The 24,629-nt window shown below is 59.0% G+C and carries 24 protein-coding genes; 11 read left to right on the top strand and 13 right to left on the bottom strand.

Annotated features, from left to right (window positions below; all coding sequences use genetic code 11):
- Positions 1 to 34: 34 nt before the first annotated feature.
- The 7 genes from V8N38_RS06830 to trpS all read right to left on the bottom strand — a co-directional run bounded on the left by V8N38_RS06830 (position 35) and on the right by trpS (position 8,710).
- Positions 35 to 3,178, bottom strand: a complete 3,144-nt coding sequence (locus tag V8N38_RS06830) for a right-handed parallel beta-helix repeat-containing protein (RefSeq protein WP_147839587.1) — start codon at positions 3,176 to 3,178, stop codon at positions 35 to 37.
- Between the two features lie 187 nt (positions 3,179 to 3,365).
- A complete protein-coding gene (locus V8N38_RS06825; RefSeq protein WP_004939471.1) occupies positions 3,366 to 3,830 on the bottom strand; it encodes a DUF1456 family protein in 465 nt (154 codons plus the stop codon).
- 109 nt (positions 3,831 to 3,939) lie between these two features.
- Positions 3,940 to 4,839 (bottom strand): phosphonate ABC transporter, permease protein PhnE, encoded by a 900-nt coding sequence (gene phnE, locus V8N38_RS06820; RefSeq protein ID WP_033637591.1) that lies wholly within the window; start codon positions 4,837 to 4,839, stop codon positions 3,940 to 3,942.
- Positions 4,836 to 5,699: a phosphonate ABC transporter, permease protein PhnE gene (gene phnE / locus V8N38_RS06815; RefSeq protein WP_019454695.1), complete on the bottom strand. Its 864-nt coding sequence runs from the start codon at positions 5,697 to 5,699 to the stop codon at positions 4,836 to 4,838. The genes phnE (V8N38_RS06820) and phnE (V8N38_RS06815) overlap by 4 nt, the downstream gene beginning before the upstream one ends.
- 78 nt (positions 5,700 to 5,777) lie before the next feature.
- Positions 5,778 to 6,710: a phosphonate ABC transporter substrate-binding protein gene (gene phnD, locus V8N38_RS06810; protein ID WP_019454696.1), complete on the bottom strand. Its 933-nt coding sequence runs from the start codon at positions 6,708 to 6,710 to the stop codon at positions 5,778 to 5,780.
- Positions 6,711 to 6,751: 41 nt separating this feature from the next.
- The gene (gene phnC / locus V8N38_RS06805) at positions 6,752 to 7,585 is read right to left on the bottom strand and encodes a phosphonate ABC transporter ATP-binding protein (RefSeq protein ID WP_038880081.1); all 834 of its coding nucleotides are present in this window, start codon (positions 7,583 to 7,585) and stop codon (positions 6,752 to 6,754) included.
- A gap of 117 nt (positions 7,586 to 7,702) precedes the next feature.
- Entirely contained in the window at positions 7,703 to 8,710 is a 1,008-nt protein-coding gene (trpS, locus tag V8N38_RS06800) for a tryptophan--tRNA ligase (protein WP_046686640.1), read from the bottom strand.
- A 290-nt stretch (positions 8,711 to 9,000) separates the two neighbouring features.
- On the opposite strand from trpS, the gene V8N38_RS06795 reads away from it, so the two are divergent.
- Positions 9,001 to 9,876 (top strand): NAD(P)-dependent oxidoreductase, encoded by an 876-nt coding sequence (locus V8N38_RS06795; protein WP_147839639.1) that lies wholly within the window; start codon positions 9,001 to 9,003, stop codon positions 9,874 to 9,876.
- A gap of 33 nt (positions 9,877 to 9,909) precedes the next feature.
- Here V8N38_RS06795 and V8N38_RS06790 read toward each other — a convergent pair whose 3' ends face one another.
- From V8N38_RS06790 to V8N38_RS06780, 3 genes are all read right to left on the bottom strand, one after another.
- Positions 9,910 to 10,437 carry a cysteine hydrolase family protein gene (locus V8N38_RS06790; protein WP_060421112.1) on the bottom strand — a complete coding sequence of 176 codons (528 nt, stop codon included), beginning with the start codon at positions 10,435 to 10,437 and terminating at the stop codon, positions 9,910 to 9,912.
- A gap of 29 nt (positions 10,438 to 10,466) precedes the next feature.
- Positions 10,467 to 11,570 (bottom strand): suppressor of fused domain protein, encoded by a 1,104-nt coding sequence (locus V8N38_RS06785; RefSeq protein ID WP_038880072.1) that lies wholly within the window; start codon positions 11,568 to 11,570, stop codon positions 10,467 to 10,469.
- A 163-nt stretch (positions 11,571 to 11,733) separates the two neighbouring features.
- Positions 11,734 to 12,606 (bottom strand): oxygenase MpaB family protein, encoded by an 873-nt coding sequence (locus tag V8N38_RS06780; protein WP_089185669.1) that lies wholly within the window; start codon positions 12,604 to 12,606, stop codon positions 11,734 to 11,736.
- A gap of 241 nt (positions 12,607 to 12,847) precedes the next feature.
- On the opposite strand from V8N38_RS06780, the gene V8N38_RS06775 reads away from it, so the two are divergent.
- The 4 genes from V8N38_RS06775 to V8N38_RS06760 all read left to right on the top strand — a co-directional run bounded on the left by V8N38_RS06775 (position 12,848) and on the right by V8N38_RS06760 (position 16,080).
- Complete coding sequence (locus tag V8N38_RS06775) at positions 12,848 to 13,291, top strand: acetyltransferase (protein ID WP_147839588.1); 444 nt, start codon at positions 12,848 to 12,850, stop codon at positions 13,289 to 13,291.
- A gap of 264 nt (positions 13,292 to 13,555) precedes the next feature.
- Complete coding sequence (locus V8N38_RS06770) at positions 13,556 to 14,581, top strand: methionine ABC transporter ATP-binding protein (protein ID WP_033647004.1); 1,026 nt, start codon at positions 13,556 to 13,558, stop codon at positions 14,579 to 14,581.
- Positions 14,574 to 15,242, top strand: coding sequence for a methionine ABC transporter permease (locus tag V8N38_RS06765; RefSeq protein ID WP_033637581.1), 669 nt, complete (start codon positions 14,574 to 14,576; stop codon positions 15,240 to 15,242). Before V8N38_RS06770 ends, V8N38_RS06765 begins: the two co-directional genes overlap by 8 nt.
- Positions 15,243 to 15,261: 19 nt before the next feature.
- Positions 15,262 to 16,080 (top strand): MetQ/NlpA family ABC transporter substrate-binding protein, encoded by an 819-nt coding sequence (locus V8N38_RS06760; protein WP_038880058.1) that lies wholly within the window; start codon positions 15,262 to 15,264, stop codon positions 16,078 to 16,080.
- 815 nt (positions 16,081 to 16,895) lie between these two features.
- On the opposite strand, the gene V8N38_RS06755 is transcribed toward V8N38_RS06760, so the two are convergent.
- Positions 16,896 to 17,540 carry a TetR/AcrR family transcriptional regulator gene (locus V8N38_RS06755; protein WP_049201030.1) on the bottom strand — a complete coding sequence of 215 codons (645 nt, stop codon included), beginning with the start codon at positions 17,538 to 17,540 and terminating at the stop codon, positions 16,896 to 16,898.
- 176 nt (positions 17,541 to 17,716) lie between these two features.
- Here V8N38_RS06755 and bhsA (V8N38_RS06750) point away from each other — a divergent pair, with 176 nt between their 5' ends.
- Entirely contained in the window at positions 17,717 to 17,974 is a 258-nt protein-coding gene (gene bhsA, locus V8N38_RS06750) for a multiple stress resistance protein BhsA (protein ID WP_060421097.1), read from the top strand.
- A 192-nt stretch (positions 17,975 to 18,166) separates the two neighbouring features.
- Entirely contained in the window at positions 18,167 to 18,424 is a 258-nt protein-coding gene (bhsA, locus tag V8N38_RS06745; RefSeq protein WP_004939517.1) for a multiple stress resistance protein BhsA, read from the top strand.
- Positions 18,425 to 18,501: 77 nt separating this feature from the next.
- On the opposite strand, the gene V8N38_RS06740 is transcribed toward bhsA (V8N38_RS06745), so the two are convergent.
- A complete protein-coding gene (locus V8N38_RS06740; RefSeq protein ID WP_060440445.1) occupies positions 18,502 to 19,800 on the bottom strand; it encodes an SLC13 family permease in 1,299 nt (432 codons plus the stop codon).
- 84 nt (positions 19,801 to 19,884) lie between these two features.
- Positions 19,885 to 20,790, bottom strand: coding sequence for a helix-turn-helix domain-containing GNAT family N-acetyltransferase (locus V8N38_RS06735; protein ID WP_080347957.1), 906 nt, complete (start codon positions 20,788 to 20,790; stop codon positions 19,885 to 19,887).
- 481 nt (positions 20,791 to 21,271) lie between these two features.
- On the opposite strand from V8N38_RS06735, the gene V8N38_RS06730 reads away from it, so the two are divergent.
- The 4 genes from V8N38_RS06730 (at position 21,272) to amyA (ending at position 24,574) form a co-directional block, all read left to right on the top strand.
- On the top strand, positions 21,272 to 21,943 hold the full coding sequence (locus tag V8N38_RS06730; RefSeq protein WP_004939528.1) for a CsgG/HfaB family protein: 672 nt from the start codon (positions 21,272 to 21,274) through the stop codon (positions 21,941 to 21,943).
- Positions 21,944 to 21,961: 18 nt separating this feature from the next.
- Entirely contained in the window at positions 21,962 to 22,318 is a 357-nt protein-coding gene (locus V8N38_RS06725; RefSeq protein WP_060421091.1) for a DUF4810 domain-containing protein, read from the top strand.
- Complete coding sequence (locus V8N38_RS06720) at positions 22,315 to 22,971, top strand: DUF799 domain-containing protein (RefSeq protein WP_060421088.1); 657 nt, start codon at positions 22,315 to 22,317, stop codon at positions 22,969 to 22,971. Before V8N38_RS06725 ends, V8N38_RS06720 begins: the two co-directional genes overlap by 4 nt.
- A gap of 112 nt (positions 22,972 to 23,083) precedes the next feature.
- Positions 23,084 to 24,574, top strand: a complete 1,491-nt coding sequence (gene amyA / locus V8N38_RS06715) for an alpha-amylase (RefSeq protein WP_147839589.1) — start codon at positions 23,084 to 23,086, stop codon at positions 24,572 to 24,574.
- Positions 24,575 to 24,629 lie beyond the last annotated feature (55 nt).

The raw sequence follows: 24,629 nt of genomic DNA, 5'->3' as shown, positions 1-24,629 counted from the left end.
GGGATAGCTCAGCTATCGTCCGCAAGCCCAGTGCCTACCATGTGGTTAGCGCCACCCTTCTCCAGGTATTGGCCGCCGTGCAAACATAAAAGAACGCGGAGTCCGCCGACCACTGGCCTATTTTGCCGGGCGCAACGGCCGATGCGGGGACGGCAACTCTGACACCTACGGGATCTCCGTTCACGTTCGCTGAATCATAAATATTCAACACTTTTATGTGGCCAGAGGAGAATTGGTTATTCGGTCCACCAATAGGGTAAGCGCCGTTACCGGCCGGATAGATGCCATTATCCGCAACCGTTAACTGCTTAGTGTACAACCCGTTCCATTTGAATGAGGGTTGTCCTAAGGCGGTCGCGATATCCTTCTGCGGCGAAAAATCCGCAGGGGAGATGGATACGCCGCTGCTGGTCGTATTGTTATTAGCGCCCAGCGTAAACTTAGGTGCAAAACTAACTAAAGAAGCCCCGTCCTGAGCCAACCTGACGCCCGGTTCAAACCCCTGAAGGTTATTGCCAGGGGAAATGCCGCCAAAGTAATGGTAGTTGGTATTCCCCCCTCTGGCGGCATAGAACAGGTTATCGGATTCACCCTTGATGCCATGAAAAATGGCTGGATAAGCGCCATTGTTGGCCCTGTCCGCCAAGGACCACGGAAGCTGCCTCGGAGCCATATCGGCGATTGCCGCGTTGGCGAATCTTGTCGTATTGCTCATCATGTTATCAAATACAAATGCCGCCGCGATGCCGTTTACCGGCTCTGCCGCCACATTGTAAGTGGTATTATTCACATTATAGAAACCGCCTCGGCATTCAAAAGTGCTTCCATCACTCTGAAGAATAGTTTCACCTTCGCAAGTAAACTGCCCCAAGATGTTATCGGTGTCGGTTCGGGTGAGTTTAATAGCCGTAGCGCCGACGCCGCCGAACAGGTGGATATAGCAGAAACCGTTGTACCACCGCACCCTGTTGGCGTCTCCTCTCAGCTCCAGCCCTACGCCGGCATCCGTATTTGTGCCACCATCACCCGGATTGCCGGAGACTTTTATCTGACATTGAATTTCGTGGAACCCCACGCCGTGGAAGGAGCTATCCCCGCTATTACTCTCCATCAATATATTGGACAGGCCGCGGTGGAACCGGCAAGAGTGAAAACTGACGAACTCGGTAAACGCACCGGTATAGCCGTTCAACAGATGTAGGTTCACAAAAAACTTCATAATCAGCAGTCTTTCATGCCGCATGAAGCAGGAACCATTTATCCGATAGCCGGTGCCCGTATATAACGCGCCCTTGGCCGGCGTAATCGTCACGTCGCTGATATATCTGTTGGTATGGATCCCGGAACCACCTTTCGACTCAAAACACGCATGATCATTAGACGTCGGCTTAAAGAAGAATTTCGTGCTAATCCAATTTTCACCCTCTATCGCAATGCCTTTATCTCCGGTGTAGTTTTCCCCCCCTAAATTTAACGTATCCGTAATGTAATAGTTGCCGGCAGGAACATAGAGCTTCTTGTAGCCTTGATTAATCGCATAGGCGATAGCCTGTTTAAACGCCTGCGTATCATCCGTCCCAATGCCAGTTGTATCATTCCAATCGCCTTTCGCGCCGAACATCTGAGGGGTGATGTGGGCCACGCCTTCATTCGGGAAGGAATATTGAATAAGTCGATTGCCCGTTACTCCAGCAATCGTAGAGAGAATCGGTTTAAAAGCGCAATCCCAGACGTTCTTGCCAATGAGGGTCGTTTCGTCAAATGCCCCGCCTAACTCCAGTGCCCGAGCAGGCGCAGCAAGCTTAATCACATTCCCTTCGATAATAGCGTTTTTCCCATTCAAAAAGCGGATATAACCAAAATCAGAGTCCGTTACCCGATTGCCGGAAAACACCGTGCGGTCGCCATAGAGCTTGATCCACACCTGGCTACTGGTCCATCCGGAGTTGGTTATTTTGTTACCGGTCATCACGCAGCTATTGGCGAACAGGGCGACCTTACAGTTATTGATAATATTGCCTGAAAGGGTCGCCTCCGTTGCGGCAATGCCATTGAAGGCCGACGCTGTGGAGGTGCCACAGAAATTTAAAAAGTTATCTGCGATAACAGACTCCGCGACAGAAATATCGTTATTGCCGTGATAGTCGATGCCATTTTCAACGGTATCTTCAACGTGATTCCCAATGATTCGTGAATTATTCGTAGGAATTTTGGTGGGGTTATTTACTAAGGAATAGTCTATCTGAATGCCGAACCTTTCGATCCTTTTGATGTAATTATTAGAGATATTAATGTCACTGATTCCACCCAGTGCGATACCATAGCTGGTATTAACAATATGGTTATTGGCAACGGTCAGGTTAGTGAATGAATGAGGCGTGCCGGTCACCTCGTTATTGAGCGTCACCCCGCCCCCTCTTTGCGTGTGCCCTGCCCCTGCCGGTTTCGCAGGCTTGTGCCCATCGTGAATATGATTGTTCACGATTAAGATATCATAAGCCTCTCTGTTCACGCCCGTTTTCAGCAGGATCCCGTCGCCCTGGTGATTCGTCAGCTCGTTATTCTGGATCGTAATATGGCGGCCGCCACGAACCGCGATAGGTTCCTCTCCCAGATCTTTAAGTAAATTGTTCTCAAGGGTAACGGACGTACAGTCAGAAAGGCCCAAAGCATCAGTATGCATACTGATGACGCAATTTCTCACGGTGAAGTTTTCACAACGGGTGAAAGCCATGCCGGTACACGCGCGAGTGGCGTACCACCAAATAGGATCTGCATCTTTCTGAGTCGCCTTTCTCGTGATCCTCAGATCTTCTACGATAAAATTCGACTGCTCAATGGTATTAAAAATGTTGATTTGAGGCGTATCGTCATCCAGGTGAATTTCACCACCGCCATAAACATGGCAGTTGCTGGGGATCTGCAAAGGCTGCCAAGCCGTACCCAGCGTCAATCTATAAACATTCGCCATTCTGACCTGGCGTTTTTTTATCGATTTAGCAGCGTCAATAGCCACTTTAGCGAACATAGCGCTGACAGCCTCTCGATCATCAGCCAGGCCATCGCCTACGGCGCCAAACTGTTCAGGGGTATATTCAACCAATTCACCGCCATCATTGACCTCATCGGCGGCTTTTCCTGCGTTGAACTGCAGATCTTCTTTTAACATTTGAGCCATTGAATTACTCCTCTGGATTTACGTTTCAATCAACATTGAACGAACCCTAAAAAAGTAACCGGAGGGGCGGCCCGCCCTCCATCGATGGCGGATGGCTGAGGGCCTGTACAACAACGGCGGGCGGGAGAGCGGCAATAAAAAAGGCGCAACCTTGCGATTGCGCCTGAGGCTCGGTGAACGCTGCGCGTTACTCGCCGCGAACGCGCTGCGCCAACCCTTTGAGGAAGTAGCGCAGCATCTGATCGCCACATGGGCGGTAGTTCTTGGTGCCTTCTTTGCGGAACAGCGCGCTCAGCTCCGGCTTGGAGATGCGGAAGTCCACCGCGGTGAAGATCTGGTGCATGTCGGTGTCTTTCAGCTCGAACGCCACGCGCAGCTTTTTCAGCACCAGGTTATTGGTGATCGGCAGTTCAACCGCCGGCGCCGGGAACTTGTCATCCTTGCCGCGCTTGAAGAACACCAGGCCGTTGAGGAAGTGCGCCATCACTTCGTCCGGGCACTTCTCGTAGCCCGGCTCGCCTTCTTTGATCACGTAAGCGTCCATCGCCGACACCGCCACCTCGAAATCGTCCAGTTTGATAATCTCGACCATTTTGGCGTTGTTAATGCTCAGCATATAGCGCACGCTGCGCAGCACGTCGTTGTTCATCATGGGATTGCATTGCCTTTACTTGTCTAACGGGGACGTGCGCACATTGCGAAACGAAATGACTGCCACACACCTTGAATGTGCGGCAGTATAGGGATCGGCAAGGGGTTTCTCAATCGATTTGGCTTTTTTGCTGATACAGCGGGATGTCTTCGCCGATGATGTACTTGTTGCGCAGCATCGACGAGACCTTATCCATGATCATCACCACCACCACCAGGATCAGGGTGATGAACATCACCACGTCCCAGTTCCACAGCCGCATGTTTTCCGCGTACACCAGGCCGATGCCGCCGGCGCCGACGAAGCCCAGCACCGCCGCAGAGCGAGTGTTGGACTCGATCTGGTACAGGCTGAGCGCCAGGAAGGTGGGGAACGATTGGGTGAAGATGCCGTAGCGGTGCTTCTGCAACCCGTTGGCGCCCACCGCCGTCAGGCCGCGGCTGGGGGACTTGTCCACCGCCTCGTGTCCTTCGGCGTACAGTTTGCCCAGCAGCCCGACGTCCTGCATCACGATCGCCAACACCCCGGCCAGCGGCCCCATGCCGACAGCGCGCACGAAGATCAGCCCCCAGATCGCCATGTCGATACCGCGCAGCACGTCCAGCAAGCGGCGCACCAGCACGGAGATCGGCCGCAGCAGCGGCGTCGACATCACGTTGCGCGCGGCGAAGAACGACAGCGGCAGCGCGATCAGCGATGCGGTGATGGTGCCGGCGAACACGATGGCGATGGTGATGCCGATCTGCTGGAAGTAGTACATGAACGGCCAGTTGACGAAGTCGTGCCAGACGAACATGCGCAGGAAATAGCGCCCCAGCTGCTGGCAGCCGTTGATAAACTGCGGCCAGGTAATGCCGAAGACCAGGAAGAAGAACACATAGTACAGCACGATCGCCAGCGCGATCAGGCCGACGGTGCGCAGGTAGCGCCCCTGCTGCGCGAAGATCGCCGGATGCTGTTGTTTCAACTGGCGCAGCGTTTCCGCCGACGCCGGAGTGCCCGCTATCATTTTGCCCCCTCCACCACGCGCTTACGCAGCTCGCCCGACACGTAGTCGAGCACGGAAACCACCACGATGATCAACAGCAGCGTCATGCTGACCTGATCGTAGCGGTCGAGTTTAATGTTGGTCATCAGCTCCTGGCCGATGCCGCCCGCGCCCACCAGCCCCAAAATGGTCGACTGACGGAAGTTGATCTCCAGCCGCATGAAGCTGTAGGAGAGAAACACCGGCTTCACCTGCGGCCACAGGCCGAAGCGCATGCGCTGCAGCGGCGTGGCGCCGCAGGCCGCCAGCCCGCGCACCGGTTTGTTGGAGGCGGTTTCTATCGATTCGTAGAACAGCTTGGTCAGGCTGCCGATGGTGTGCAGCGCCAGCGCCAGGAAGCCGGGAATGGCGCCGATGCCGAACGCCATCACGAACATCACCGCCCACGCCAGCTCCGGCATGGTGCGCAAAAACGCCACCAGCGTGCGGATCGCCAGCCGCACCGAGGCCGGGGTATAGGTGTTGCCGGCCGCCAGAAACGCCAGCACGGTCGCCACCAGCACCGAGAAAATGGTCGCCGCCAGCGCCAACTGCAGGGTCTCCCAGATCAGCGGCAGCTGGATATTCAGGCGGTAACCCCAGTAGGCCAGCGAGCCCTCGGTGCGCCCGTCGGCGAACAGTAAATGCCAATGCAGCGTCGGAATGGTTTCGGCCAGGTAGTCGAAGAAGTGCGGAATAGACACCCAGACTGTGTGCAGGTTGAACTCGGCGAGGTTGCCGGCGCCCAGGTACAGCACCACCAGCCCGAGCGACCACAGCAGCGCTTCGCGCTTTTGCTTGCTGCGGATCCGTTGGTAATAGTGTGCGAAATCGGTATTCAAAAGAGGTCTTCCATCTTTATGGAACAAGGGGTTCAGCACGCTGAACCCCTTCATTCGGACGGCCGAGGCAGCCGGGAATTAACGGTCGCCTTTGGTCAGCTCGCGCTTCATATCGATGATGTTCTGGTATTCCGCCAGGGTGGTGTCGCCGATGTGCTGTTTGCCGCCCATCGCTTTGATAAAGCACTGGTGATCGTCTTTATCCAGCTTCTTGATCGCGGTGACCACTTTGGCCTTGAAGTCGGCCGGCAGCGAGTTGCTCACCAGGATCGGGCCGTTCGGGATCAGCGGCGACTGCCAGATGATGCGGATCTGTTTCATCAGGTCCGGGTGATCCATGCGGATCATGCGGGTGAACGCGCCGCTGGTGTAGCCGGTGTTGTAGTCGCCGATCATCGACGCCCAGGTCACCGCGCCTTCGAACTGGCCGTTCAACACGCCGAGAATGTCCTGCTCGTGGCCGCCGGAGAAGGTGACGCTGGAGAAGGTGTTGTTGTATTTGTTGTCGACCGTGCCGCCGAACAGCTTTTTAAACGCCTGGTTCGGGATCAGGAAGCCGGAGGTGGAATCCGGATCGGCGAAGCCGATGGCCTTGCCTTTCAGGTCTTCCAGTTTCTGGTACGGGCTGCCGGCCTTCACCACCACCACCGAGTGGTAGCCGCGCGACTGGTCGACGTCGTCGACCGCGATGCCGACGATGTCCACCGCTTTCGGATCCTTGATGTAGACCGAAGCGAACGACGACGGCGACATGCTCAGCACCAGGTCAATCTTGCCGCCCAGCAGGCCCTGGATCACGCCGGAATAGTCGGACGAGTTGCGCAGCTTGGTATCGACGTTCAGCTCTTTATCCAGAAACTGCTTCACGCACTGGTTATCGCCGATCTGCTGGGTGGCGTTCTGGCCGCCGAGAATGCCCAGGTTCAGCTCTTTCGGCGCATCCGCTGCGGCAGCATTAAATACCATCATCGCGCCGGCCATCAGGGTGGTCAGACTCAATACTTTTTTCATTAGGTGTGCCTTGTGTGTAAAGGGTAAAGGTCAAAAGTGCTTCAATGGATCTGATTGGCTTCTTCGCCATACAGCTGGTGCAGGATCCGTTCGTTCAGTTGCGAAGGATGCCCGTCAAACACGATCTTCCCGTGGGCGATGCCGATCACCCGCGAGCAATACTCTTTCACCAGTTCGACCGAGTGCAGGTTCACCATCACCGCGATGCCGTCTTCGCTGATTTTCTGCAGCGCGTCCATGATGCGGCGGGTGTTTTTCGGATCGAGCGACGCGACCGGCTCATCGGCCAGCAGGATTTGCGGGTTTTGCATCAGCGCGCGGCAGATGGCGACGCGCTGCATTTGGCCGCCGGAGAGGTTCTCGGCGCGCTGCAGCGCGTGCGGCAGCATGTTGAGCCACTGCAACAGCTCGATGGCGCGAGCGCGGTCGGCGTCATCGAACAGTTTGAAGAAGGATTTCAATGTGGACGTATGGCTCAGACGGCCCAGCAGCACGTTGGTCATCACGTCCAGCCGCGGCACCAGGCAGAAGTCCTGGAAGATCATGCCGCAGCGCGCGCGCCACTGGCGCATCTGGCGGCCGGCCAGCTGAGCGATATCCTGCGCCGCACCATCGTCTTCGAAGTGCAGCATCTCGCCGCAGCTGGAAGGAATGGTGCCGTTCAGGGTGTGCAGCAGCGTGGACTTGCCCGCGCCGGAACGGCCGATCACTGCCACGAATTCGCCGGCGTGCAGATCGAAATTGATGTCATCCAGCACGCGCTGCTGCGCTTTGTAGGCCTTGCCGAGTCCCTTTACCGATAAAACTTTGCGGGATGCGGCGGCGTGCTGCCCTGGAAAGTCGTGCTGTGCCAATTTTAACAGTGCCTGAGCCATATGATTTCTCTGGTTTCAGTGGCTAATCATTATGGGCACCTATTAACGGATAAGTTTATGACAGTGGGATGATCGTTTTATGGCCGGGGCGTGACGCGTGCCGCCCCGGCGTTCGCCTCACGCCAGGGTGAAGAAGTCCAGCCCCAGCGCCGTCTTGACCTGCTGCAGCGTCTGCTGGCTGACCTGATGCGCGCGGCGGGTGCCGTGCTGCAGGATGCGCGTCAGCTCGCCTTTATCGGCGATGAACTCGGCGCGGCGGGTGCGGATCGGCTCAAGCAGGCTCTGCAGGCAATCCTCCAGCAGCCGTTTGATTTTCACGTCCCCCAACCCGCCGCGCCGATAGTGCGCCTTCAGATCCGCCACCAGCGCGGCGTCTTCGCAGAAGGCGTCCAGGTAGGTGAACACCATGTTGCCTTCCACCCGGCCGGGATCGCTGACGTTGAGGTGGCCGGGATCGGTGAACATACTCATCACCGCCTTATGCACCTCGTCGGCGCCGGCGCCAAGCTGGATGGCGTTGCCGCGCGATTTCGACATCTTGCCCTGCCCGTCCAGCCCCGGCAGACGCCCGACGTTGCTCAACAACGGCTGGCACTCCGTTAATATCGGTTGGCCGACGATGTGGTTGAAACGCCGCACGATCTCATTGGTTTGCTCCAGCATCGGCAGCTGATCCTCGCCGACCGGCACGTGGGTGGCGCCAAAGGCGGTGATGTCCGCCGCCTGGCTGACCGGATAAATCAAAAAACCGGCCGGCAGGCTGCGGGCGAAATCCTTCTCGGCGATTTCGTTTTTCACCGTCGGGTTGCGCTCCAGCCGCGCCACGCTGACCAGATTGAGGTAGTACATCGTCAGCTCGGCCAACGCCGGCAGCGCCGACTGCAGGCAGATCGTGGTCTTGTGCGGATCAATGCCCACCGCCAGATAGTCGGCCACGACGTTGAGCACGTTGGCGCTGATTTTTTGCGGGTTGTTGCCGTTGTCGGTCAGGCCCTGCAGATCCGCCACCATCACCGTTTGGTTATGCTGGTGCTGCAGTTCGACGCGCTGGCGCAGCGAGCCGACGAAGTGGCCTAAATGCAGTGGGCCGGTGGCGCGATCGCCGGTAAGAATGGTGTAGCTCATGACAGTGCTCCTGAAGGTCTGTAGACCGCCGGATCAACGCCACAAAAAATAATGCCGCCAAACCGGCGGCATTAAAAAGAGATGTGAATACTCGTGCCGCCTCAGAAGAGGCGCCACCATGACTGATTGTGGGTGGAGTGCATCGATATATTCATGCCATCAAGGTATACCCGCAGCGGCAGCGCGTCAATAGCCCGCCGCCGGCGCGTAAGACGGCGTTACACTCCGGCATTTGCGTTCCTGGCCTGGCGCGCTAGGGTAAAACCTTCAACCTGAAAAAGGAGCGCATGATGAAGATCGGATTTGCCGGACTGGGTGGGATGGGCAGCGCCATGGCGGCCAACCTGTTGCAGGCGGGCTTCGCCTTAACGGTATGGAACCGCTCGCCGCAGGCGGCACAGCCGCTGGTGAGCGCCGGCGCGCAGCAGGCCGAACGGCCGGAGCAGCTGGCCGATGCCGACGTGCTGATCACCATGCTGGCCGACGATGCCGCCACGCAACAGGTGGTGGTCGACAGCGGGTTGCTGCAACGGATGAAACCGGGCGCGCTGCATATCAACATGGCGACCATCTCGGTCGAACTCGCCCAGCGTTTGACGGCGCTGCATGCGGAACACGGCATCGGCTATCTCGCCGCGCCGGTGCTGGGACGGGTCGACGTGGCCGCTGCCGGCAAGCTGAATATTCTGGCGGCCGGCGATAGCGAGCTACTGAAGCAAGCGCAGCCGCTGTTCGATGCCCTCGGCCAGAAAACCTGGCACTTCGGCGCCGATCCGGCGCAGGCCAACGTCGTCAAGATCGCCACCAACTTTACGCTGGCCAGCGCCATTGAAGCGATGGCGGAAGGCAGCGCGCTGGTGCGCAACTGCGGCGTGTCCGGCGCCGACTACCTGCAGATGCTGAGTAGCACCGTCTTCGCCGCCCCGGCCTATCAGGGCTATGGCGCGCTGATCGCCGCCGAGAAGTATTCCCCCGCCGGATTCCGGCTGGCGCTGGGGCTGAAGGACGTCGGGCTGGCGCTGGCCGCCGGGGCCGACAGCCATACGCCGATGCCGTTCGCCGGGGTGCTGAAAGACAACTTCCTCGACGCGATGGCGCAGGGGGATGCGGATCTGGACTGGGCCGCGCTGGCCAAGGTAGCGGCGCGGCGGGCGGGCCTGAAATAACGAACGGGGGCCTCGGCCCCCGTTTTTCCGTTCTCAGAACACGATGTCCGCCGCGGGAACGGCGCGGATCGGCACGCCGAAGCTTTCGATATTCGACAGCGTCTCGTTATGGTGGGTGCGGATCAGCAAACCGTCGGCATAGGGTTTGTCGTGGCAGGTGTGGGCATCCGCCGCCAGCGTCACCGGATAACCGTGCGCCGCCGCGCTGCGCACCGTGGTGTCGATGCAAAACGGCGTGGAGTAGCCACAAACCACCAGCTGCGATACACCGTTGGCGATCAGTAACGCGCCCAGTGAGGTGCGCAGGAACGAGTCCGGCGTGGTTTTATCCACCCGGTGATCGCCCGGCGCCACCTTCAGCGCCGCGAGCACTTGCCAGGCGGCGCTGCCGTGCCGCAACTCGTCGTCCGGCGTGTGGTGCTGAATGACGACAACCGGCACGCCCACCCGGCGGGCGCGCTCGCTCAGCTGATTGATGCGCGCAACGGTGCCCGCGGCATCCGCCGGCGGCGGCGTAAACAATCCTTCCTGCACATCGATAATCAACAGCGCGGTGGTCATGGCGGCTCCCGAAGAGAAGATAAGTGGCGTCAGCACACCGGCTGGCGCGGGCGGAAAATATGGTCGACGCCCTGCTCCCGTAGCCGATTCACCAGATCGTGCCCGCCGTTCGGCGTGGCGTGCGCCAGCTGCCGCTCGGCGGTAAACACCGGGCTGGCCCAGAACAGGTTCACCGGATCGCCGTACTGCTGCGGCAGAGCCAGGTGCGCACTATGCGGATAGAAGGACGACGATAAAATATAACCCTCGTAGCCCAGCGGCGCCACGTCCGACTCCAGCGTATGCCCTTCGCCGATCCAGGTCAGCCGCGCCCACGGCGCGTGCGCGAAACCGGCCAGCGCACTGGCCATCTGCACCGCGTTGTCTTCGGTCATGTATTGACTGTCGATGGCGATCGCCATCTCCATGCGGCGATAGCGCGAAGCCTCGTCGTTGAACAGGATCTCCACCCACGGCATCGGCCGGATGCTCACCCCCATGGTGAGGAAGTAATAGATGCCGTCGCGCTCGTGCTGGGTGATGGCCATCGGTGGCCACTTGCCCTGATCGATGGCGTAGTACTTCACCGAAGGGCCAAAATGCGGCTCATAGCGCGCCTGAAAATCGCGCTGCATCTTCGGCCACGGATTGCCCTCTTCACGCTGCCAGCTGCGCCAGAACTGGCGGGTGCTCTCCGCCTGCGCATACTGGGTGTTGGTCGAGGCCGAGCCGAGCGGATAAGCCAACGGGCTCTCCTTGATGCAGCTGGCGGAATAGCACACCGAATGGTCGATATACAGACTCCAGCCGGGGATCACCGCCAGCAGTTGGCCGTAATACCACAGGGCCGCACCGTCGTCGCTTTCGCTCCACACCACCATCAGCCCTTCCGGGTTCAGCGGCGCTTCGCCTTCCAGGTTGCGGCAATACTCCGCCGCCAGCATCGGCGGCTGCCCTTGTTCCAGCGCGGCGCGATCTTCCTGCAGCGGCGCGGCGGCCAGGTTGCGCAGCCAGCAGGCGCGCACCTGATAGCGATCGCTGTAGGCTTCGGCGGGATAGATATAAAAATAGGCTGCCCGGTGATCTTGCTGAACCACCGCAACCAGCGTCTGGTTCTCATTGCTGACTTCAGCAAGTACGTATGACTCGTTCATATCACCTCAATAGGGTCAGGGCGCGGCAGAATCGGCTGCGCGCAAAAAATGGAATGTGGCTTTGCCCCCAAGTGTAAAACGCATTACTGGCCGGATCACCCGTAAAAGTCTCAAAAGCGGCCGTAAACGAAGATAAACAAAGGTTAATTATAGCGGCTGTGGCTCATGACGGCTGAGTGATGCGCCGCACCGCGCGCTGATAGGAGCCGTTGCGCATCGACGCGCCCAGCACCTTGCCGAGGCCTGCGGCGCCCGTTCGCACCAGCCGCCGCCGCAGCGCGCCCGGATGAAAACCGAACTGCCGCTGCGCCCAATCGGGTAACAGATCGATGCCCGCCTGCATCACCACCCCGCCGAGCGGGCGCGCCAATGCGCTCGGCGCCGGCGCCTTCAGCAGAATGCGCGCCACCTCTTGCGTGCGTTCATCGCAGACCAGCTGCGGCCGCATCGCCTGCAGGTACTCTTCGACCTCCGCGCAGGACTGAGGAATTGCGGTCGCCCCCAGCGCGGCGGCCACGCGCGCCGCTTCGCGGTAGTATTGATCCTGCAAATCGCGGGAAAGATGGGGGTTGCGGTAGCGCAGGTGGCTGGCCAGAAAACGGCTGCTCTCCGCGACGTGCACCCAGGTGAGCAGCGCCGGATCGCTGGCGGCATAAGGCGTGCCGTCGCGGCCGACGCCGGTCACCCGCAGATGGATGGCTTTGACTTTGGCGATCAGCCGCTCCGCCTCGGCGGTCGGGCCGAAGGTGGTGACCGACACGAACTGGCTGGTGCGGCGCAGGCGGCCAATCATATCTTCGCGGAAGTTGGAGTGATCCCACACCCCGGCCAGCGCCAGCGGGTGCAGCATCTGCAGCAGCAAGGCGCTGACGCCGCCGCACAGCATCGGGGTGAAATCGCGGTGAACCTGCCAGATGACCGACTGCGGGCCGAACAAGCCCGGATCGCCCGGTGGGTTCTCAAAATCGACGCCGCCGAGCGCCAGCCCAGTCAGGCTGAGCACCTGTTTTTCTATTGCTGCGCGTACCGCTTCCATCCTGCTGCCCTCTCGCTCATTCAGAGGCCAGTGTATCACGCGGCGGGCGCCCCATTGCGCCCTGCGGCGGTTGAAAGCATTAACTTACTGAATTACAGTTGTTATACCGCTGGCAGAAAGGCGGGCCTATTCGATCCACTGCAGAGGCGCTTTGCAGGGCGTTAACCCACGTTAATTCGGCACTAACCCCACAAAACCTCTATCTAGTTTTTTTCCTTCAACTTAGATAGCAGAGAGTTCGATGATTACCATCAGAGCACGCGCGGCGGAAGACAACGCGCAATTGGCAGATATCTGGCTGCGTTCGGTGCGCGCCACTCACCATTTTTTAACCGAAGACAACATCGCGCAGCTGTTCCCACTGGTGCTGAACGACTACCTGCCGGCGGTTAACGTCTGGGTGGCCGAAGAGCGGCCGGGGCACCCCTGCGGCTTTATCGGCCTGAACGGCAACAAGGTAGAGATGCTGTTTATCGACGCCGATCAGCGCGGCAAAGGGGTGGGCAAAGCGCTGCTGACCCACGCGGAAACGCTGCACGATGAACTGCAGCTGGACGTGAATGAGCAAAACCCGCAGGCCAGCGGCTTCTATCGCCACTACGGGTTTGTCATCACCGGCCGCTCGCCGCTCGACGGCCAGGGCAACCCGTTCCCGCTGCTGCACATGAGGCTGGACAAACGCTAGCCCTCCCGCCGGCCGCCCTGCGGCCGGTTTTCTCCCCCCTGTTTCACCCGCCGATTTATATATCAAATAAGAATAAGTAATAGAATTTACATTCTTCCTGTCACTATAAACCCTCGGTAGGATTGCCCGGTATTCACCCGCAACAGAGGTTCCGTCCGCCACTCCCCGCCGGGTTGTGCCCCGCAGAAAAGCCGAACGATCCCTGTCCGGCGCACCGCGCTCTGGACGGAATGCTGTGAAGTATCGATAAGGATCCGCTTCGCTATGATCGTTCTTTCGAACGTTTGCAAAACTTTTGACAGCACACAGGGCCGCGTCGTGGCGGTAGACAACGTCAGCCTGGCGGTAGAGGCCGGGCAAATTTACGGCATCATCGGCTACAGCGGCGCCGGCAAAAGCACGCTCATCCGCCTGCTTAACGGCCTGGAAACGCCCACCAGCGGCCGCATTGACGTAGGCGGCTTCGATATCGCCCGCGCCAAAGGCAGCCACCTGCGCCAAGCGCGCCTGAAAATCAGCATGGTGTTTCAGCACTTCAACCTGCTGTGGTCGCGCACCGTCAGCCAAAACATCGCTTTTTCCATGCAGATCGCCGGCGTGCCCAAGGCGCAGATTGCGCCGCGCGTGGCGGAACTGATCGCGCTGGTCGGCCTGCAGGGGCGCGAAGACGCCTACCCGTCGCAGCTCAGCGGCGGCCAGAAACAGCGTGTCGGCATCGCCCGCGCGCTGGCCAATAACCCGAGCGTGCTGCTGTGCGACGAGGCCACCTCGGCGCTCGACCCGCAGACCACCGACGCCATTCTCGACCTGCTGCTGGACATCAACCGCCAGCTGAAATTGACCATCGTGCTGATCACCCACGAGATGCACGTGGTGCGCAAAATCTGCCACCGCGTGGCGGTGATGGAAAACGGCCGCATCGTCGAAGAAGGCCCGGTGCTCGACGTGTTCACCCGACCACAGCAACCGATCACCCGGCAGTTCGTCAAACAGGTGTCGCAGTATGCGGATACCGAAGAGAGCTTCAACCCGCTGCTCACCGCCCATCTGCCGGGGGCGATTTTCAAGCTGACCTTCGTGGGCGTGCAAACCCATCAGGCGGTGATCTCTGAAGTGATCCGGCGCTACGCCCTGACCATCAACATTCTGCACGGCAAGATCAGCCACACCCTCAACGGTTCGTTCGGCGAACTGTACATCCACGCCGAAGGCAACGAACAACAAGTCGCCGACATGCTCAGCCTGCTGCACGAAAGAGACATCGCCGTCGAGGTTATCCAACATGATTGAATCCCTGTTCCCCCACCTGCGTCTGGATCAACTGTGGGACGCCACTTGGGAAACGCTGTACATGACCGGCATCGCCGGTTTGGCCACGTTGGTGCTGGGCATCGTGCTCGGCGTGCTGCTGTTTTTAACTTCGAAGGGCCAGCTGTGGCAGAACCGGGCGGTCTACTCTCTGATCTCCGTGTTGGTCAACGTCTTCCGCTCCATTCCGTTCATCATTTTGATCGTGCTGCTGATCCCGTTCACCAAATCGCTGATCGGCACCATTCTCGGCGCGGACGCGGCCCTGCCGGCGCTGATCGTCGGCGCGGCGCCGTTCTACGCCCGGCTGGTGGAGATCGCGCTGCGCGAGGTCGACAAAGGGGTGATCGAGGCGGCGCGCTCGATGGGCGCCAAAAACCGCACCCTGATTTTCCGCGTATTGCTGCCGGAGAGCTCGCCGGCGCTGGTTTCCGGCATCACCGTCACCCTGATCGCGCTGGTGAGCTACACCGCGATGGCCGGGGTGATCGGCGCCGGTGGCCTGGGCAACCTGGCCTATCTGGAAGGGTTCCAACGCAACCACAGTGACGTGACGCTGGTAGCGACGCTGACGATTCTGCTGATCGTTTTCGTCATTCAGTTCATCGGCGACACCCTGACAAGAACGCTCGATAAACGTTAATTAACCAAGGAAAACGATGATGAAAAAGCACCTACTGATGTTGGCTTTCGCCTCCGTCGCCACCCTCGCCTCTTTTGGCGCCACGGCAGCGACCAAGCTGGTGGTCGGCGCCTCCAACGTGCCGCACGCCGAGATCCTCGAACAGGCCAAGCCGATACTGGCGAAGGAAGGCATCGATCTGCAGATCAAGCGCTTCCAGGACTACATCCTGCCGAACACCGCGCTGGCCAGCCACGACATCGACGCCAACTACTTCCAGCACGTGCCTTACCTGAACTCGGTGCTGAAAGACCACGCCGACGACAAGAGCTACGACTTCGTCAGCGCCGGCGCGATCCATATTGAGCCTATCGGCATCTACTCGAAGAAGTACAAGAGCCTGAAAGATCTGCCGGAAAATGGCAAAATCATCATGCGCGACGCGGTGGCGGAAGAAGGCCGCATCCTGTCTATTTTTGAACGGGAAGGCGTGATCAAGCTGAAGCCGGGGGTGAGCAAAGTGGACGCGCGCATCAGCGACGTGGTGGAAAACCCGAAACACCTGAAGTTCCAGGCCAACGTTGAGGGCGCGCTGCTGCCGCAAATGTACAACAACGACGAAGGCGACGCGGTGGTGATCAACGCCAACTACGCCATCGACGCCGGGCTGAATCCGACCAAAGATCCGATCGCGGTCGAAAGCGGCGAAAACAACCCGTACGCCAACATCATCACCGTGCACAAGGCCGACGTGAACAAACCGGAGATCGTGGCGCTGGTCAAGGTACTGCACTCCAAACCGATTCAGGACTTTATCCGCGAGAAATACCAGGGCGCGGTGATCCCGGTCAATCAGTAATGGGTTACACGGCCCGGTAAAAGCCGTAATGCTGGTCAGTTAGCGTTTTATGCAGGCGTTCGTGAAATTTTCGGTCGATAAAAGTGAGATGCTCTATGTGGCTCACGCACCTCGACCGAGCCAGGGGCCGAAGGCGCGGCCCCTGGCAACCCTCGCCTTTGCCCTGTCAGACGGTTGGCTTTGCCAACTCCCCTCCCTCCGCCATACCGCATTGAGGCCGGTTGCGACAGGCGTCCCTGCCTGTCTCACCTGAAACCGCCGTCCATGGCGGTTTCGCCTAATGCGCTATGCCTGCGTTCGGCGTCTTCAAGGGCGTCCAATACGGTGCTCATCTCCGATTCCTCGCTCTGCCATAACCTCATAAAGGACGGGTTGCCCGGTAGCTGCCAGCACGGGGGTTGACCTTTGGTGCGCATCACCGGCTGCCGAGCAAGACGGCGTTGTCAGGGGCAACCGGTCAGGGAAGGCCGGTTGAGGCGAGACTAACAGGGACGTTTGTCGCAGCCGACCCGCCCGACAATGCAGACGCGGCGAGGACAAATCTGCCGGGAGCAGATTTGAACGCTGCTTGCAGCGGCCCCGAAGGGGCGAGGCCCAGGATGGGCCGAGTAATTTCCGCAAAGCGGACAGACGGTGTTAAGCAAGAGCGCGGGTGGAGGGGCCGCGCCTTCGGCCCCTCCAATTGCCGTTCATGTTGGCCACAGAGAAATGCAGGACATTTACGGCAATTCCCCTGCACAGAACGCCCAGAGGCTGGATAAAAAATGCCACTCAGGATTAACTGAGCGGCATTGCGGTAAAAACCGGGCCGGTTGTTACACCTTATTGCCAATCTGGCTGAGCCGCGGCCACACCAGCATCAACGCCTCCAGCAACCGCAGCAGATCGCTCCGGCTTGCCCCTTCACGCGCCTGCACCGACATGCCTTCAATGGTGCAAATCACGTATTTCGCCAGCAGCGCGGTGTCGGTTTTCGCCAGCAGTTCGCCCTGCTGCACCTTGCGATCGAAGCAGGCCTTCAGCGCCGCTTCCTGCGCATGATGCTTCCTGCGCAGCATCTGGGCGACATCATCGGACGCCGACGACAGCGCGGCGGAGGCGCACACCATAAAGCAGCCTGACGGCGTGTCAGGGTCGGTAAACACCTCGGCGGAAGAACGCACGTAGGCTTCGACGATCTCGGCCACCGGTAGATCCTGCTCCAGCATTTGGTTGGCGCAAACCGTATATTTCTGCAGATAGCGCTCCACCGCCGCGCGGAACATCCCTTCTTTGTTGCCGAATTCCGCATACAGCGTTGGCGCCTTGGCGCCGGTCACTTCCACCAGATCGGCCAGCGAGGTAGCTTCATAACCGTGCCGCCAGAACAGATCGAGCGCGCTTTCCAGCGCCCGGTCGCGATCAAATTGTTTCGGTCTGCCACGGCTTTTTTTGCCGCAGACCGTTTCATTGATGCTCATCGTTCCTCTCCTATCCCGCTCCACAGCAGGGTTAGCACAAATAACTTAACGATCATTATAAAAAAATATTGCGCCCTCGTCGAGAACCTATTAGCATTTAGTTATCGATCGTTAAGATAAGTTAGCGAAGCGGATTAAAACCCTCTATTCACCGTTATCGGAAAGGAAATAACATTATGAAAAACTTAAAATTAACCCTAGCAGCTCTCACTCTGGCCAGCGTTTCCTTCGGCAGCTTCGCCGCCGATTTAGTCCAGAGCCAACCGGCTGACCAGCAGAAAGTGGGCGTCATCACCGTCAGCGGCGCATCCGATCTGACCTCGCTGGAAAGCAGCCTGGCAGCCAAAGCCGATCAGGCCGGTGCAAAATCCTTCCGCATCATCGGCGCCGGCGGTAACAACCAGCTGCACGGCACTGCAGAAATCTATCAATAACAACGCATTAATCCAACGGATTGCCTGTTCTTTTGCTCACAACGCCAGGGCGTAAAAAAAAATTAATTAACGAGCATTAAAAAATACTTGCAATCTGTCAAACCGGCATCTAACATTAAATTATCGATCGTTAATTAATTTAACGACCTTACCAAACAAACATTGTAAAGAACACAGATAGGAAATAAGACCATGAAAAACCTGAAAATGACCATCGCCGCCATCGCACTGGCTTCCGTCTCCTTCGGCAGTTTCGCCGCCGAACTGGTCAACGCTCAACCGGCCGATCTGCAAAAAGCCGGCGTCGTCACCGTCAGCGGTGCGTCCGACCTGAGCAGCCTGGAAAACAAACTGGCGGCCAAAGCCGACGCAGCCGGCGCCAAATCCTTCCAGATCATCGCAACCACCGGCGACAACAAACTGCACGGTACCGCGATCATCTACAATTAATTGCCACACCGGCAATCGCGCAAAAGGGCGGCTCAGGCCGCCTTTTGTTTTATCTGCCCACCAACGCGCCGGTCGGTTTACGGGATCCACCCCAGCAGCCTGAACCACAGATAATCCAGCGGCACCAGCAGCGCAAAGCTGAGCGCGGCCAACAGCAGGCACAGCTTCAACCCTTCACGCGCCGGCACTTTGCCCATCCCCATCGCCACCACGATCGGCGAAGCCTGATACGGCAGCAGCGGCGTGGCGTAACCAATCACCTGGGTCATCAGCACCGTCAGCAGCGGCAAGCCGCTGCCCGCAGACAACGCCTGCGCCAGCGGGGTAAACAGCGCCGGCACGCCGTTGGCGGTCACCACAAAATTCAGCAATGCGGTGATACCCACCAGCGAACCGAATGCGGTGAACGGTTTGCCGTGCAGATCCGGCATCATCGCCAGCAGCGCACCGCCCAGCCGATCGCCAAGCCCCGAGTGGCTGACCAGCGCGGTCAGTCCCAGGATCCCCGCCACGTAGATGCAGGTGCGCACGTTAACCCCGGCGGCGAACTGCTCGCCGTTGAGAAATCCGATGCGCGGCAACAGGCAAACGCAGGCCGCCGCCAACCCGATCCAGGCGGGAGCGATGCCATGCCAGCTGTCGGTCATCCACAGCAACACCGTGACGCCCAACAGCGCGATCAGCCGCCATTCGGCGGCGCTGAGCGGGGTTTGCGCCGCCTCGGCCGCCACCGGCTGCGGCCGCGCACGGAACAGGCCACAGATGCACAGCGTCAGCAGCGCGCCTTTGGCGATCCCGAGCACCGGGGCGTGCAACAGCAGGTAAGAAAGATAGGCGAAGTGGCTGCCGTAGGCGCTTTCCGCCGCGCCGCTCATCACCAGATTGGGCACGTTGGCCGGCAGGATGCTGGCGGAGAGCTGGAAGGTGCCGAACCCCACCGCCAGCGCCAAACCGATGCGGCCGCGCGAGCCCTCCCCCAAACCGGCGCGATCGGCCAACGCCATGACGATCGGCATCAGCAGCGTAATGCGCCCCATGTTGGAGGGCATGACAAACGCCAACGCGTAGCTTATCGCCACCACCCCGCCCACCAGGCGGGGCCAGGAGCCGGCCAGGTGCGGCAAGAGCCGGTTGGCTAGGCGATCCGCCAAACCGGTGCTACGGATGGCGGTGCCCAGCACGAAACCGCTAAGCACCAGCCAGAATGCGGAAGACGCGAAACCGGAAAAGGTCACCGCGGCGGGCGCCAGCTGCAACACCATCACCGCCGCGAAGAACAGCAGCGCGACCAAATACTCCGGCAAGCGGGCGCTGGCCCACAGCGCGATGACCACCAGCGTGACCAGCGCGGACAGCGCCATCGGATCCCCCAACATAGTTTCCTCCCTGATAAAACGTTGTGATTGTTATCAAACGGTTAACAGGGTGGCACAAGGCGCGGGCGCTAACCTTGAAACCGCTCACATATCGTCGTTCTTCAGATTTTTCAGCATGCACACGTTGCAACCGTGATGGCCGGTGTTGCCGCGCCGTTCCGTCAGCAGCGTGAATCCCAGCGCGTAGTACAACCCGATCGCCTCTTTCAACTGTTCGGTGGTTTCCAGGTAACAGTAGCGATACCCCGCCGCCCGCGCCGCCTTCAGCGCCTGTACCACCATATAGCGCGCCATGCCCAGCCCACGCGCGCCGGGTTTGAAGAACAGCTTTTGCAGCTCGCAATAGCCGGGCTCTTCGCCCGCCAGCGGCGCCATGCCAACGCCCCCCACCACCTGCCCGTCCCGCTCCAGCACCCAGTAGTGGCCGCCGTTGTCGCGATACAGACCGGTCAGACGATCGAGATCCGGATCGTGCAGGCTGACGCCTTCCATCTTGTCCATGCCGTACTCGCGAAACACATCGCGAATGATCGCCGCCATCGCCGCATCGTCGCGCGCGGCAATCGGCCGCACCCGCAGGTTGGCGTCGCGCTGTTTGCGCGCGCTGCGCAGCGCCGCGGTCATCTTTTTCATCGCCGCGGTGGTACTCGCCAGCTCATCGTCGTCCAACTGCGCCAGCGCCGCCTGCATAAAACCGTCGGCGTCGCTCTCGATACCGGCCAGCGCCTTGCCGCCCTTTTTACTCAGCCGGTGCAGGTTGTGCCGCTTGTCATCCGGATGATCCACCGTTTCTATCACACCGGCGGCAACCAGGCTGCGCAGCGCCCGGCTGGCGCTGGCTTTGTCGATGCAAAGCCGGGCCGCCAGCTCGGTGACGCCCAGCGGCTGCTCGCTGACTTCAATCATCAGATGGATCTGCAGCGGCGAAAAGCGCGAGCCGTTGCTCTGCTTGTTCAACATGCCGAATTCTCTGACCAAACTGCGCGCCAATGCTCTGAAATCCCTGATGTTCACAATTGATATCCCCGATTAGCTACCGATAAAAAATGACACTTGGTTGATAGTGTTACCTAATTTTCACTACCTTAACGGATCATCAAGCCGTCATGAACCCCGGCATAACACAGGAGCTGATGCAAAACGTAACATTAATCAATACAACAAACTGGTTAGTTAAAATATTTCAGGATTAATGGCCATGTATTTAAGATTAAAAAGACAATAACCCAGACAAAAAATACACAATCGTGAAAAACACTGTAATGAAGAGAGAAAATCGAGACTAATCCATTGCATTCCAATGGGTTACAACAATGTTAATAGCGGCATTAATGCCGATATATTGTTGTAATTTGTTACATATTCATGGCAGGATCGCGGCGTTTCTATAACGGCGACAACGCTCGTTATATCAACGTCGGGCGCGGGTTGCTCCCGCGCTGTTTTATGCTCATGGAGAGATTGCACGCCAATGAAAAAATCACTCGCCGTCTGTTCCGTCGCCCTTTCCGTCACCTTGCTGGCGGGCTGCGCGACCGAATCTTCTCGCACTTTGGAAGTGCCGAAAGTCGCTTCCTACAACACCACTTATCAGGGCCCACGCAGCCCTATCGCCGTCGGTAAATTCGACAACCGCTCCAGCTACATGAACGGCATCTTCTCCGATGGCGTCGATCGACTGGGCAATCAGTCCAAGACTATCCTGATCACGCATTTGCAACAGACTGGCCGTTTCAACGTGCTGGATCGCGCCAACATGGAAGAGCTGAAAACTGAAGCCGGCATTAAAGGGAAGGCACAAACGCTGAAAGGCGCCAATTATGTGATTACCGGCGATGTCACCGAATTCGGCCGTAAAGAAGTCGGCGATCATCAGCTGTGGGGGATCTTGGGCCGGGGTAAATCACAAGTCGCTTACGCCAAAGTCAATCTGAACGTCGTAAACGTACAGACCTCAGAAGTCGTCTTTTCCTCTCAGGGCGCCGGTGAATACGAACTGTCCAATCGCGAAATCATCGGTTTCGGGGGCACCGCCAGCTACGACTCCACCCTTAACGGCAAGGTGCTGGACCTGGCCGTGCGTGAAGCCGTCAATAACCTGGTCACCGGTATCGAAAATGGCGCATGGCGCCCTGCTAACTAACGGAATAGAAGCAGAAAGATGATAACTAAAAAAATGGGCGGGGCGCTGTTTGCAGCGACCCTGCTGGCCGGCTGCGCCGCGCCGAAAACGCTTTACAATTGGGATGGCTACCAAACTTCTCTCTATCAATACTACCAGCAGGAGGGGCAAAGCCCTGAGCAGCAGATCGCCACGCTGAAAGAGATCGTCGAGAAATCCCGCGCCAAGGATAAAGCCGTACCACCAGGTCTGCATGCGCAACTGGGGCTGCTGTACAGCAAAACCGGCAACGACGGACAAGCAATGAGTGAATTCAACACGGAAAAAACGCTGTTCCCGGAATCGGCGCCGTTTATGAATTTCCTGATGGCCAGGGATAAGGGGAGTTTTAAATGAAGCGTGTACTCACTTTACTCGGCGTTGCCGCCACCCTGTTGCTAAGCGGCTGCGCCAAGCAGACGCCTTATGATTATGCGGCGTTCCATGAGAGCAAGCCGAAGTCGATTCTGGTCTTGCCGCCGGTTAACCAGTCGCCGGATATCAAAGCCAGCCACAGCGTACTCGCCAGCGCCACCCTGCCGTTGGCCGAGGCCGGTTACTATGTGCTGCCGGTCGCTGTAGTGGAGGAAACCTTCCTGCAAAACGGTCTAACCAACGCCAACGACATTCGCGCCGTCAGTCCGAAAAAACTGCACCAGATTTTCGGCGCCGACACCGTGCTGTATCTGGATGTCACGCAATACGGCACCAGCTACATGGTGATCAGCAGCGAAACCCGCGTTACCGTAGCCGCTCGCCTGGTCGATTTGCGCAACGGCAAACAGCTGTGGGCCGGCACCGCCACCGCATCTAGCAACGAAGGCAACAACAACTCCGGAGGCCTGCTGGGCATGGTGATCAGCGCCGCGATTTCACAAATCGCCGATACCATCAGCGACAAAGGATTTGATGTTGGCGCCATCGCCAACACCCGTCTGTTATCGGCGACAGGTCAGAACGGCGCCATTCTTTATGGCCCACGCTCACCTCATTACGCCAGCCAGCGTTAAGCCATCTCTCGGGCGGCCTTCTCGGGCCGCCTATACCAAACTTGTCCCTTTTGCCAAAAGTAGCCCATGCTTTAACTGCTCCTCTCCTTCTGGCTAACCGGGACGCTGGCTCATGACGAAAAAAACCACCCTGCTGCAATTCTTCCACTGGTACTACCCCGACGGCGGCAAACTGTGGCAGGAGGCCGCCGAGCGCGCCCCGCACCTGGCCGAACTGGGCATTACCGACCTGTGGCTGCCACCTGCCTACAAGGGCGCTTCCGGCGGCTACTCCGTCGGCTACGATACTTACGATCTGTTCGATCTCGGCGAATTTGACCAGAAAGGCAGCGTGGCCACCAAATACGGCGACAAGGCGGCGCTCGAACACGCCGCCACTACGCTGCGCGAACACGGCGTGGGGGTACTCTACGACGTGGTGTTCAACCACAAGCTTGGCGCGGACGAGAAAGAACAGGTACACGTGTTCAAAGTGGACGCCAACAACCGTAATGACATCGACGACCAGGGCTTCGACGCGCTGGCCTACACCCGCTTCACCTTTCCCGGCCGCCAGGGCGTGCATTCCGAGTTTATCTGGGATTACACATGCTTCAGCGGCGTCGATTACGTTGAGCAGCCGGACGACAAAGGGGTGTTCAAAATCGCCAACGACTATGCCGACGACGGCTGGAACGATCAGGTCGACGACGAAAAAGGCAACTACGACTATCTGATGGGGGCCGACGTGGAGTTCCGCAATGCCGCCGTGACGGAGGAGCTCAAATACTGGGCGCGCTGGCTGTTGGAAAGCCTGCCGTGCGACGGCTTCCGCCTGGACGCCGCCAAACACATTCCCGCCTGGTTCTTCAAAGAGTGGGCGGATCACGTGCGCGGCAGCGCACAGCGCGACCTGTTTATCGTCGCCGAATACTGGTCGCACGATCTGAGTGCGCTGCAACAATACATCGAGCTGGTGGACGGCAAGGTGATGCTGTTCGACGTGGCGCTGCACCTGAAGTTTCATCAGGCGTCGAAACAGGGCGACGGCTTCGACATGGCGCAGATCTTCACCGATACCCTGACCGCCGCCGATCCGGCCCACGCGGTAACGCTGGTCGCCAACCACGACACCCAGCCGTTGCAATCGCTGGAAGCGCCGGTGGAACCCTGGTTCAAACCGCTGGCCTACGCGCTGATCCTGCTGCGCGAACAGGGCGTGCCCTGCGTGTTTTACCCCGACCTGTATGGCGCCAGCTACCGCGACAAGGGGCGCGACGGCGGCGAGTACCAGATTGACATGCCGGCGATCCCGGAGCTGGAGAAGCTGATCGCCGCCCGCCAGCGTTTCGCCAACGGCCCGCAAGCCGACTACTTCGACGACAGTCACTGCGTGGCCTTCAGCCGCGCCGGCACCGCCGAGGCCCCCGGCTGCGTGGTGGTGCTGACCAACGGCGGCGAGAGCGGCAAGACCGTCGCGCTGGGCGCCGATTTGGCGCACACCGCCTGGCGCGATTTCCTCGGCAACCGTCAGGAGGAGATCACCACCGACGACCAGGGCAGCGCCCATTTCCCGGTCAACGCCGGCAGCGTCAGCGTCTGGGTGCCGGCCGCCAGCCTGTGAGCGCCCGCCGCCGCGTAATGATGACGCGGCGGCAAAACTAATGTTTGCCTTTCGG

The organism is Serratia nevei (assembly GCF_037948395.1).
Lineage (GTDB): Bacteria > Pseudomonadota > Gammaproteobacteria > Enterobacterales > Enterobacteriaceae > Serratia > Serratia nevei.
The sequence above is the reverse complement of the archived record's forward strand: the minus strand, read 5'-3'. Positions and strand labels throughout refer to the sequence as shown.